This is a genomic window from Streptomyces sp. NPDC058086, from assembly GCF_042885015.1.
In the GTDB taxonomy this organism is placed as follows: domain Bacteria; phylum Actinomycetota; class Actinomycetes; order Streptomycetales; family Streptomycetaceae; genus Streptomyces.
In genome coordinates this window covers 1-11,314 of record NZ_JBHVST010000192.1, presented here as the reverse complement: position 1 = coordinate 11,314, position 11,314 = coordinate 1, and the positions used below count along the sequence as shown (strand labels likewise).

General features: G+C 67.5%; 8 protein-coding genes and 1 pseudogene. 2 read left to right on the top strand and 7 right to left on the bottom strand.

Annotated elements, in window-relative coordinates:
- A pseudogene (locus ACFVWD_RS55830) lies at positions 1-1,222 on the top strand (IS1380 family transposase); the annotation flags it as partial.
- Between the two features lie 626 nt (positions 1,223-1,848).
- Here ACFVWD_RS55830 and ACFVWD_RS55825 read toward each other — a convergent pair.
- The 7 genes from ACFVWD_RS55825 to ACFVWD_RS55795 all read right to left on the bottom strand — a co-directional run bounded on the left by ACFVWD_RS55825 (position 1,849) and on the right by ACFVWD_RS55795 (position 9,021).
- Positions 1,849-2,181, bottom strand: coding sequence for a putative quinol monooxygenase (locus ACFVWD_RS55825; protein ID WP_389606669.1), 333 nt, complete (start codon positions 2,179-2,181; stop codon positions 1,849-1,851).
- Between the two features lie 223 nt (positions 2,182-2,404).
- Positions 2,405-3,484, bottom strand: a complete 1,080-nt coding sequence (locus ACFVWD_RS55820) for an ABC transporter ATP-binding protein (RefSeq protein ID WP_389606667.1) — start codon at positions 3,482-3,484, stop codon at positions 2,405-2,407.
- A gap of 1 nt (position 3,485) precedes the next feature.
- Entirely contained in the window at positions 3,486-4,574 is a 1,089-nt protein-coding gene (locus ACFVWD_RS55815) for an ABC transporter ATP-binding protein (protein ID WP_389606665.1), read from the bottom strand.
- The gene (locus tag ACFVWD_RS55810) at positions 4,571-5,416 is read right to left on the bottom strand and encodes a carbohydrate ABC transporter permease (RefSeq protein WP_328760337.1); all 846 of its coding nucleotides are present in this window, start codon (positions 5,414-5,416) and stop codon (positions 4,571-4,573) included. The genes ACFVWD_RS55815 and ACFVWD_RS55810 overlap by 4 nt, the downstream gene beginning before the upstream one ends.
- On the bottom strand, positions 5,413-6,291 hold the full coding sequence (locus ACFVWD_RS55805) for a carbohydrate ABC transporter permease (protein WP_389606664.1): 879 nt from the start codon (positions 6,289-6,291) through the stop codon (positions 5,413-5,415). The genes ACFVWD_RS55810 and ACFVWD_RS55805 overlap by 4 nt, the downstream gene beginning before the upstream one ends.
- A gap of 70 nt (positions 6,292-6,361) precedes the next feature.
- Positions 6,362-7,975 carry an extracellular solute-binding protein gene (locus ACFVWD_RS55800; RefSeq protein WP_389606662.1) on the bottom strand — a complete coding sequence of 538 codons (1,614 nt, stop codon included), beginning with the start codon at positions 7,973-7,975 and terminating at the stop codon, positions 6,362-6,364.
- A gap of 20 nt (positions 7,976-7,995) precedes the next feature.
- Positions 7,996-9,021, bottom strand: coding sequence for an NAD(P)-dependent alcohol dehydrogenase (locus ACFVWD_RS55795; RefSeq protein WP_389606661.1), 1,026 nt, complete (start codon positions 9,019-9,021; stop codon positions 7,996-7,998).
- A 293-nt stretch (positions 9,022-9,314) separates the two neighbouring features.
- On the opposite strand from ACFVWD_RS55795, the gene ACFVWD_RS55790 reads away from it, so the two are divergent.
- A complete protein-coding gene (locus ACFVWD_RS55790) occupies positions 9,315-10,988 on the top strand; it encodes a sigma-54-dependent Fis family transcriptional regulator (RefSeq protein ID WP_389606659.1) in 1,674 nt (557 codons plus the stop codon).
- Positions 10,989-11,314 lie beyond the last annotated feature (326 nt).

Below are 11,314 nucleotides of genomic sequence, written 5' to 3'. Positions count from 1 at the left end.
CGGGTGCTCGACACACCGCCCCCGACGCCGGCCACGGCCGACGAAGACCTCGCGGCGCTCGCCGCCCGGTACGGCCTCTCGGTCAGCGGCGCCCGATGCTCGCCGACGGCGGCGAAGCCATCGCCGACTTGGCCCTACTGCGCGACCAGGCCGAGGTCTTCGGCCCGGTGGCCTCCACCCCGACCGCCTGGCGCCTCCTGGCCGGCATCGACCACATGGCACTGGCAGCACTGCGCACGGCCCGAGCTGCAGCGCGCGAGGTCGCCTGGCTGCAGGCCGCTGAGACGGACAGCGGCATACCCGCGGCCCAGGCCAGCGGGCGGGACCTGCCCGGGCTGGTCATTGACATCGACGCCACCCTGGTCACCTGCCACTCCGAGAAAGAGCAGGCCGCAGCCACCTACAAGCGGGGCTTCGGCTATCACCCGCTGTTGTGCTTCCTGGACAACACCGGCGAAGCCCTGGCCGGACTGCTGCGGCCAGGCAACGCCGGCGCCAACACCGCCGCCGACCACATCACCGTCCTCGATGCGGCACTCGCCCAGATCCCCGACGACCGCCGCCGCGGCACCCCCATCCTCGTCCGCACCGACAGCGCCGGAGGAGCCAAGCGTTCCTGGCTCACCTGCGGGCCCTGCGCGTCCACACGTCCTTCTCGGTCGGACATCCCGTCACCGAGCCGGTCCGCCGCGCGATCCGCGCCCTGCCCGATGAGGTCTGGCACCCCGCGCTGGAGCAGGACGGCACCCTGCGCGTTGGTGCCGAGGTCGCCGAGCTGACCGGCATGGTCGACCTGGACGGCTACCCCGACGGCACCAGGATCATCGTCCGCCGCGAACACCCGCACCCCGGCGCCCAACTGTCCGTGTTCGACCTCGACGAGGGCATGCGCCACCAGGTCTTCCTGACCGACACCCCCTACGGTGAAGGCTCGCTGCAGCACCTGGAGGTCTGTCACCGCGCGCACGCACGCGTCGAGGACCGCATCCGCTGCGGAAAGACCACCGGCTTCGGCCGCTTCCTTTCCCGCCACTTCACCCTCAACCAAGCGTGGCTGGAGCTGTCCCTGGCCGCCACCGACCTGCTCGCCTGGACCCAGACCCTGCTGCTGGAAGGAGAATTAGCCACCGCCGAGCCAAAGAAGCTGCGCTACCGGCTGCTGCACGCAGCCGCCCGCATCACTCGCGGCGGTCGCCGCCTTCGCCTGCGGATCGCCGCGACCTAGCCCTGGCGGCACGAACTCATCAACGCCTTCGCCCGCCTCACGGCGCTACCGCGACCGGCCGCCTGACCTGCGGCGCTGTCCCTGCCCGCCCACCACCGAGGAACCCATTGGAGACCCCGGCCCGAGCGTCGGGCTCAAGCCATGCCCACTCAACGACCAGGTGCCGACAGCACCAGTCCTCCGCCATCACCCCAGCTCAACCACTCGAAGCGAAATGGGGAGGCTAGTAGGGCTCCGTTACTGACTTCGGCTCGTCAAGGTGACAATGGATGGTCGAGGGTCAGGTCGGTGCCTGCTAGGCGTGCTGGTTCTGCCACAACGAGGCCGACACTCCGCCTCCGCTGACGCGCCGCGACCGCAGCCAGCGCCCTCGGGAGCCCGAACGGCTCCTACACGCTGATCACCAACGGCACCCGTGTACGAGCCAACCGCTCCTGGCTGCGGCACGCGCCGCTCGACAAGATCAAGGTGTCGCTGCACTACTTCTCCGACGAGACACTGCACGGCATCGCGGACAGCCGCTTGGGGATCGCCTCCGTACTGGGCGGCATCGACGCGGCACGCGACATGTTCGACCGCGTTGAGCTCAACTGCTGCGCGCTGACGCGCGTCCGGACAGGGAGCTACTCCTGTCCGGGGACGGCCATCTCCCCAAGGAGCGACCAGTCATCCTGAGCAACGGTCGCGTTCACGATGCGCGGCGTCTCGGCCAGATGGGGCGGCAGCGTCTGCTGCGCAGCCTTGAAGTGCGCGGTCTGCACATGCTTGGCGCCGGCATCGTCGTCGCGGAAGGCCTCGACCAGGACGTACTCCGTCGGGTCCGCCACGCTGCGCGACCAGTCGAACCACAGGCAGCCGGGCTCGGCGCGCGTGGCCCGGGTGAAGTCGGCGGTGATCTCGGGCCAGCGGTCTGCGTGCTCGGGACGGACTCGGAACTTGGCGGTAATGAAGATCACGGGATTCCTTCGCTGATGTCTGTGCGTTCCGCATCAAACGGGCGCTGCGTACGGCGGATGGTACGACCTCGGTCTGCTGTCGCCGGCTCGCCGACCCCACGACAGCGGACGCGTCGCGGCATTCCGCCGCACGGCTGCGGCGCCCCGCGCGCCGCGGCGGGCCCCTGATGGGCGGCCCGCTGCGGTGGAGCGGGTAGGTGGCGCGGGCATGCCCGACGGATCGTTACGACTGGAGTACCAACTGACCGCCGGCGTACGGAAGGACCTTGGCGCGCGGCAGATGCACCAAGACCTCCTCGCCCGCCGGAACTCCCTGCTCCCGCGGCGTCTTGGACCTGACGAGCTGCCCGGCGACCTCGACCTCGAGCATGCGCTGCGCACCGTGGTCGCTGACGCTCCGCAGCCGGCCGGGGAAGGTGTTGGGGCCGGGGTCCGTGACGACCTTGACGTATTCGGGCCGGACGCCGACTTGGACCTCGGTCGTGCTCCGGGGGATGTCCCAGGCAGCGGACAGCGTCCGGCCGCCCAGCGCGAAGTGCCCGTCGTTGCGGTCCACGGTCAGGAAGTTCATCGCCGGTGAGCCGATGAAGTAGCCGACGTAGGTGGAGGAGGGCGCCTCGAAGAGCTGCTCAGGGGTGCCCTGCTGCACGGCGCGGCCATCCTTCATGACCAGCAATTCCTGCGCGAAGCTCATCGCCTCGTACTGGTCGTGGGTCACATAGATCACCGTGGGCTGGAACTGCTCGGTGATCTCACGGATCTTGCGCCGCAGCGAGTGCTTCAGCTGCGGGTCGATCACGGTGAGCGGCTCGTCCATCAGGACGGCCGCCACGTCGTCACGGACCAGGCCGCGGCCGAGTGAGATCAGCTGCTTGTCGTCGGCGGTGAGCCCGCGAGCGGGCTGCCTAAGCCGGTCGTGCAGGTCCAGGGCCTCGGCAACCTGCCGGACCTTGGCGTCGATCCTCGCCTTGTCCCAGCGCCGGCACTGCAGCGGGAAGGCGAGGTTCTCGTAGACCGTCATCGACTTGTAGATGACGGGGAACTGGAAGACCTGGGCGATGTTGCGCGCCTTCGTGGGCAGGGCGGTGACGTCGACGCCGTCGAACAGCACCTGTCCCCGGGATGGTCTGACCAGGCCGGACAGGATGTTCAGCAGCGTCGTCTTGCCGCAGCCCGAGGGTCCGACCAGCGCATAGGTCTTGCCGGACTCGAAGGTCAGCTTCAGCGGCTTGAGAGCCCACCGTTCCTCCTCGGCACCCGGCGCGTACGCGTGCCCGACGTCGACGATGTCCAACTGCGCCATATCAGTGCCCTTCCACTGAAGCGAGATCGTATGAAGGTGTTCGCACGAGCGTCCCCTGCTCGTCGAAGGCGAACAGCCGGTCGGGACGGAGCCGAAGTTTGACCAGGTCGCCGAGGGCGACGTCGTGGATGCCCTCGATCTGCACGACGAAGGGGGTCTCACCGACGACCACATGGACGAAGGTCTCGGAGCCGGAGATCTCGACGAAGGTGACCTCGCCCTCGACCCCGCTGGAAGCCAAGGTGACGTCGGTGGCGCGCAGGCCGAACTGGTAGGCACCGTCGGGCAGGTCAGCGAGGTGCGCGGAGACGTGCGTGGCCTGGAAGCCGGCCACCGTGACCTGGCCGCCCTCGATCCGGCCCGCGAAGATGTTCATGGGCGGGTCGTTGATGATGGACGCCACCGTGGTGGTCGCCGGGCGTTCGAAGACCTCCTGCGGGGTGCCGGTCTGGAGGATCCGCCCCTCGTGCATGACCAGGACCACGTCCCCGAGCATCATCGCCTCGGCGGGTTCGGTGGTCGTGTAGATGACGATCGTGTCGCCCTGGTCCGAGAAGAGGGCCTTGAACTCGTCGCGCAGCTGTTCGCGCAACTTGTAGTCCAGGTTCGCCAGTGGCTCGTCGAGCAGGAGGATGCCGGTACCGCGTGCCAGGGCGCGAGCCATCGCAACGCGCTGCTGCTGGCCGCCGGAGAGCTGGGAGGGCTTGCGCTTCTCGAAGTCCGCAAGCCCCACGCTCGCCAGGCTCTGGCGGACCCGTCGCTGGATCTCGTCTCGTGACAGCCCGGCCCGCTTCAGCGGGAAGGCCACGTTGTTGTACACATTGAGATGCGGGTAGTTGATGAACTGCTGGTAGACCATGGCGGTGTCGCGCCGCCACACCGGCGTCTTCAGGAAGTCGGTTCCCGCCCGGGTCAGCGAGCCGGAGTCCACTTTCTGCAGGCCGGCCAGGGCCCGCAGCAGCGTCGTCTTCCCGGCCATCGTCCGGCCGATGACGGTGTGGAGCCGTCCCGGCTGGAAGGTGGCGGTCACGTTCTTGAGGTGGTCGACGCCGTCGACGGTCAGGCACAGATCAGTGGCGCTGAGGTTCATCGGACGGCTCCCGACAGGTTCCCCTTGGACAGTAGGCGCTCCACCCAGAGGGCGAGCAGGATCAGAGGTGCCACGCCGAAGAGCGCGGCGGCGGACAGCGTCCACCATGGTGGAATGGAGGAGTTGAGGGCGACGACCGCCTGGGGCAGGGTCTGGACCTCGGTGAAGGTCAGCCGGAAGGCGAAGAAGAAGTCGTTCCAGCCGAACACGGCGCAGAACATCGCCGCCACGGTCAGCCCGGGCAGGGAGTTCGGCAGGATCGCCCGTACGAAGGTCTGGAACGGGGGGCAGCCGTCAAGCATCGCCATCTCGTCGATCTCCCGGGGGATGCCGTTGAAGAAGTCCACCATCACCCAGACCGCGATGGGCAGCAGCAGCGCGACCGTCACGATGACCAGGCCCGGGATGCTGTCCAGGAGGCCACCCCACTGCAGGAGGTAGAAGAAGGGGATCACCAGGACGACGGGGGGCATGATCCGTTGGGAGACGAAGAAGAAGACGATGTCGCTGTTCTTGATGAAGCCCAGCTTGAACCGGTACCGGGACAGCGCGTAGGCGGCCAGGGACCCCAGGGCCAGGCTGATGGCGGACGCGGCGATGGTGATGATCGCGCTGTTGACGAAGGGATCGATCACATCGATACCGCCGGCTCCGCCGAAGATGTTGCGCCAGCCGGTGAGGGTGGGCTTGTACTGCACCCAGGGGATGTAGGTGGGACCGCCCTGGACGGCGTTGGCGTTCTTGAAGCTGGTCGTCATCGCCCAGAAGAACGGTCCCGCGACGAAGCAGGCCCACAGGGCGATCACGGTGTACTTGAATACGGGATAAAGGCGCGACCTCATGAGTCCCCCTTCAGCTTGAAGGCCCTGGTGAGCAGGGCGGCGATGACCGTGAGCGTGACGATCATCAGGACGAGGTAGGTCAGGGACATCGCCCCGCCGTAGCCGGTCTGCTGATCGCGGAGCCCCTGGATGTAGAGGTAGTAACCCGGGGTCTCCGTGGAGGAGCCCGGCCCGCCGGACGTCAGTACATAGACGCTGTCGGAGAGCTTGGACGCCTCGATCAGCCGGATGATGACCGCCGCGACCGAGACCGGCGCCATCAGCGGGAAGGTCACCTTCCAGAAGGTGCGCCAGGTGCCGGCGCCGTCGATCGCGGCGGCCATGAACGGTTCCTTGGGAAGGCTGAGCAGGCCGGCCAGCAGCAACAGGAACATGAAGGGGGTCCACTGCCAGACCTCGACGGTCATCAGCGCGACCAGCGCCGGACCGGACTCGGTGAGCCAGGGAACTTTCGTCAGACCCAGCATCCCCAGCAGATCGTTCGCCGGCCCCAGCGACTCATGGAAGATCGTCTGCCAGATGGCGGCCATCACCACGGGCGTAGTCATCATGGGGACGAGGAACAGCACCCGCCAGAATCTGCGGCCGCGTGCCTCGCGCCAGACCAGCAGGGCCATACCGAACCCGATGGCGTACTGGATCAGGACCGTGCCGCCTGCCAGCAGGATCAGCCGGGTGATGGAGGCCCAGAAGCGGCTGTCGTCCAGCATCGCGGTGTAGTTGGCGCCTCCGATGAAGTCCATCTGAGGGTTGCTGACGTTCCAGCCGGAGAAGCTGACCCGGATGGTGAACAGAAGCGGGAAAATGATGATCAGAAAGAGCGTGAGCAGTCCCGGCAGCAGGAACATGCTCTTGTGCCGGCGCAGGCCGTCCATGGTTCTCCTTGCGGAAGGGGGCGGGCGCCCCCGGGTGGCCGGCCGGTCCGGTCCGGCCACCCGGGGCGTCCTACGGTCGGATCGAGTTGTCCTCGAGCGCGACCACGTTGCGATAGGCGCTCTGGACCTTGTCCTTGCCGATCTGGCCGGTGATCTTGGACCATTCCTTGGCCACGCCGTCCAGCGCCTGCTGGGGGGAGCTCTGTCCGGCCAGAGCCGTGGCGACACCGTTGGCCAGCGCGGACATGTACTGGTTGACACCGGGAACGCGCAGGTCGAAGACGCGGTTGCGGCTCTCCTCCATGCCGGAGAGCGTCTTCACGTACGACTTGGCTACCTTCGGGTCCCAGCCCAGCCTCTCCCAGAAGTTCGGGTCGAAGTGGGAGTAGCGGTAGGGGTTGACGCCGAACCGGCCGATGGTCAGGTCGAGGGCGGTGTTGGCCTCGTTGCTGAAGAAGCACAGGTAGTCAAAGGCCATCTCCTGGTGGCGCGAGGCCTTGGCCACCGCCGAAGTCCAGCCCCAGGTGAAGTAGGGAGCCTGGTTCGCCTTCGTGTCCCACGACTTGGTGGTGCGGTTGTAGACCTCGCTGGATCCGGGCAGTGGCGCCGCCTGCACCTTGTTGCGGATCCTGCTGTCCGGCTGCTGGGCCTGGATGAAGGCGTCGTCCCACGAGTACGACATCAGCGTCTGGCCGCCTCCGAAGGAGAAGATCTCGTCTCCCAGGCCGAAGTTGGCGCCACCGGGTGCCCAGGTCGACTTGGCCTTCACCATGTCGTCCAGGGCGCGGACGAAGCCGGGCGTGTTGATCAGCGGCTTCATGGTCTCAAGGTCGAAGAAGACACCGCCCTTGACGTCCGGGTTCTTCACGTACGGCGCTGCACGGCTGATGAACGCGGAGAAGGTCAGATCGTCGCGCTTGGTCACCTCGGCACTGCCGTAGTTGCGCTTGCCGTCGCCATCGAAGTCCTTGCCGGTGAAGAACTTGGCGACGTCCTGGTATTCGGCCCAGGTTTTCGGAACTCTCAGCTCCTTGCCCGTGGCCGCCTTGTAGGCCGCCTGCTGCTTGGGGTCGTTCAGCACGTCGCTGCGGACCTTGAGGTAGTGCCGGTCCCCGTCCATGGGGTACTGCACGACCTTTCCGTTCCAAGTCGCCACGTTCTTATAGGTACCCGTGACGTCCTTCATGCCGGGAGTGTCCAGATACTTCTTCGGCACCGGCGCGAGGTACGGGGCCATGTCGCCGATCCACAGCGAGGGGTAGAACATCACGTCGTAGGCGGGCTGGCCTGCCTGGAGGGGCGTGAGGATCTTCTGATGCAGCTCGCCGAAGGGGACGTTGACCACCTCGACCTTCCCGCCGGTGATGTCCTCGAACTGCTTGGCGTGCAGCTGGGTCGGCTCGCCGATGACCGGGACGGCATGGCTGATGATCTTCAGCGTCTGCCCGGAGTAGTCCTTCCGGCTGATCGCCTCATAGCTGCACGGCCCCGGGAAGTCCTCCACCTTGGTGTCCGGGTAGTCCTTGCCGTACTTCTTGTAGCTGATCTCCGAGTTGAGCCTGAAGAGCGGGGCCTTCTCCTTCGGCTTTTGCTGTGCCTGGTCCTGGGCGGCGGTGCACGCGGTGGCGGTCAGGGCCGCGACGGCCGCGACGGCGGCGAACCGCTTGTAGGGTCTCGTGCGCATGGAAGTGCTCCTTGGGCGTGTCAGGGGATCAAGATCGCTCGGCCGCGTACGGCACCGGCGGCCAGGTCGGCGAGGGCGTCCTGGAAGGACGCGAGGGGGTAGCGCTGGGTGTGCAGGCTGACCTTGCCCTGGGCCGCCAGGACCATCAGCTCGGAGAGGTCGTTGTAGGACCCGACGAGGTTGCCGATGAAGTTGATCTCCGTGGAGATGACTTCGATCGTCGGCACGTGGAGGTGGCCGCCGTAGCCGATGACGTAGTAGTTGCCGTTGCGGCGCAGGCAGGCCATGCCCGTCTCGACGGCGCCGCCCTCACCGACGAAGTCCAGGACGGCCTCCGCCCCGTGCCCCGCGGTGAGGTCCCGTAGGCGGTCGGCTTCGCTGCCGTCCGCGACGAGCGTGTGGTCGGCGCCGAGCTCCTTGGCCAGCGCGAGGGCCTCGGGGCTGCGGTCGATGACGATCATCTCGACCGGCGACAGGGCCCGCAGGACCTGGATGCCAATGTGTCCGAGTCCGCCGGCGCCGATGACCACGGCCTTGTCACCGGGCCGCAGCACCCGGGCCGCCTTGGCGACGGCGTGGTACGCCGTGAGCCCGGCGTCGGCCAGGGCCGCCACCGAGGCCGGCTCGAGGGACGGGTCGAGAGGCACGACCGAGCGGGCGGTGGTCTTCAGGTACTCGGCGTAGCCCCCGTCGGTGTCGATCCCGGGGAAGGTCGAGTTCATGCAGTGCACGTCGTCGCCGGCCCGGCAGGCGCGGCACAGACCGCAGGTCACCAGCGGGTGCAGGATGACCGGGTCACCGACCTTGACGTTGGTGACGGCCTGCCCGACCTCCGCGACCCAACCAGCGTTCTCGTGACCGATCGTGTACGGAAGGGCGACCCCGCTCCTTTCCTTCCACTGTCCTTCGAGGATGTGCAGATCGGTCCGGCAGACACCGGCGCCCCCGATCTTCACGATCACATCCAGCGGACGGGTGATCTGCGGGTCCGGCACGTCCACGAACACGGGCGGCTCGTCGTACTCGATGACCTGCACGGCTTTCATAGCGGCTCCCTGCGAGTCGGCGGGTGGGTGGTGCGCCGATTACACAGGTCACCGATCGCAGGTCGATGTCTCAGAATCCGTCCGCGAATGTCTCAATGTGATACATGCCGTAGGCGTCACGCCGTCGAGCTGGTCCAATCACTGCACCGAGGGATTGTGACGCGCGCCGTACGGGAGTGTTAATGCCCCGCCAACAACCCGGAAGCTCACTGAGAGCAGCCAAAGAGCTCTACCTGGAAGTCACTAAGGAGCCAAGCGCACGGCCGCTCGTGGTCGCCTCATGGCATCGCTCTATGGAATACGAGGTGAAGCCGGGCAGCCTCGACGCTCCGTACCTGGACAACCCCAATCTGGACAGCCCCCTCGCCAGGGCGGCGCTGCCGATCCTGGCCAGGCTGCACGAGCAACTCGCCGACGACCCGGTCTCCACGATGATCACAGACCGCAACGGCGTGGTCCTCTCCCGGAAGGTCTCTCACGAGGGGCTGACGACGACCCTCAACCGCGTGCACCTGGCCCCGGGCCATGTGTTCGCCGAGCGCTACGTGGGCACCAACGGCATCGGGACCGCGCTGGCCAGCGGCCGCCCGGTCATGATCGCCGGGATGGAGCACTACGTCGAGGCGCTGCGGGACTTCCACTGCGCGGCCGTACCGATCCTGCATCCCACCCGGCGCACCCTGCTGGGAGCCTTCAACCTCACTACCATCCGTCAGGGCTCCGACGGCATGCTGATGGCTTTCGCCCGCTCGGTTGCGGCCCAGATCGAGGCCGAAATCGCGGCGATCACCTCGCGGCGCGAGCGGGCTCTTTTCCAGGACTACATGGAGGCGTGCTCCTCGGCGCGGCCGGGACCCGTGCTGGCTCTCAACCGCGATGTAGTCATGATGAACGAACAGCTCAGTGCCGCCGTGACCGGGCCGGATCACTATGCGCTGCTCGACCACGCCCGTGAGATCGCCGACCATCCCCGGCTTGAGGGGACCCGCAGCATCGCCCTGCCCTCGGGACGGGTAGCCGAACTCAGGGTCAGTCGCTGTCGGCGCGAGGACAGCGACGCGGGCGCCGTCTTCCGAGTCCGGCTGATCGGACGCTCCCAGCCCGGCCCTGCGGTTTCCGCCACACCTGCTCGGCCGGTCCTGGGACTGGTCGGCTCGTCCCCGCAGTGGCTGCGCGCCGTCGCCGACAGCGAGGCGGCGTTCATGGCCGGGACGTGGCTTCATCTCCTGGGCGAAGTCGGCGTCGGCAAGAGGACGCTCGTCGAGGCCCTGCACCGAGCCCATGGCGCCGGACGCCGGCTGGAAATGGCGGAACCGCCGCCGTCGGATTCGGCAGCCGTCACCGAGCGCTGGCTGCACGACATCGGAGAGCTGCTTGCCGTGCCGTCCAGGGTGCTCCTCCTGCGCGACGTCCACTTGTTGGGTGACCAGCTACTGCGGCGGCTGAGGAGCCTGTTGACGCACCTGGACGGCACCGCCACGGGGCAATTGGTGATGACCAGCCAGCCGTCGATGGTCAGCACCGACGACCAGCCGGACCAGTTCTGCGGTGCCACCGTGGAGGTGCCGCCCATACGCCATCGCTATGGGGACATCGAGCACTTGGCGCGGTTGTTCCTGCGCAAGTACCAGCCGAGCGGCGAGAGCACGTTCTCCCCAGATGCGCTGGCCCTGCTTCTGCGATGCCCCTGGCCGGAGAACGTCCGGCAACTCGAGTCGGTGATCCGCGGCCTGGCACGGCGGCCTTCCGGCCGCGTGATCCACGTGGAGGACCTACCGCCGGAATGCCGGGCGTCTTCGCACAAGGTCCTGACCACCATCGAGGCGCTGGAACGCGACGCCATTCTGCGTGGGCTGATGGACCGCAACTCCAACGTCCAGCGGACCGCGCAGGACCTCGGGATCTCCCGCGCCACGATGTACCGCAAGATGCGCCGCTACGGAATCGTCCCGTCGAGCCTGACGTGACGGGCCGTTCCGGCACGCCGGCCGTGGCGTGCGGCGCCTGCTCGGCGTCGCCGCTCGGGCGGCAGCATGGACGAGGTCGGTGGCGCCAGCAGCCCCCTATTATCTGACGGCTCTTGAAACTGTCCCTGGGCGGTTACGGGCGAGCCCGACGAGGCAGTCAGCGCCTCACGAGTCACTTCGCGTGGTGTCAGCTGGCCAGATGATGTCCGACCAAGAGCCATCAAAAGGGCCCTAGGGCCTGTGTGACGTCGTGATCAATCTTGCCGATCCGGATCCGCCTGGAAGGCGGATCCGGTAGGAAGACGATCGTGACGCGCAGGCAACTC

What these genes read in the sequence shown, in the direction of transcription:
- ACFVWD_RS55805 (WP_389606664.1), bottom strand. Translation starts at nt 6,291, where the DNA reads ATGGACGGCCTGCGCCGGCACAAGAGCATGTTCCTGCTGCCGGGACTG.
- ACFVWD_RS55800 (WP_389606662.1), bottom strand. Translation starts at nt 7,975, where the DNA reads ATGCGCACGAGACCCTACAAGCGGTTCGCCGCCGTCGCGGCCGTCGCG.
- ACFVWD_RS55810 (WP_328760337.1), bottom strand. Translation starts at nt 5,416, where the DNA reads ATGAGGTCGCGCCTTTATCCCGTATTCAAGTACACCGTGATCGCCCTG.
- ACFVWD_RS55790 (WP_389606659.1), top strand. Translation starts at nt 9,315, where the DNA reads ATGGAATACGAGGTGAAGCCGGGCAGCCTCGACGCTCCGTACCTGGAC.
- ACFVWD_RS55795 (WP_389606661.1), bottom strand. Translation starts at nt 9,021, where the DNA reads ATGAAAGCCGTGCAGGTCATCGAGTACGACGAGCCGCCCGTGTTCGTG.
- ACFVWD_RS55815 (WP_389606665.1), bottom strand. Translation starts at nt 4,574, where the DNA reads ATGAACCTCAGCGCCACTGATCTGTGCCTGACCGTCGACGGCGTCGAC.
- ACFVWD_RS55820 (WP_389606667.1), bottom strand. Translation starts at nt 3,484, where the DNA reads ATGGCGCAGTTGGACATCGTCGACGTCGGGCACGCGTACGCGCCGGGT.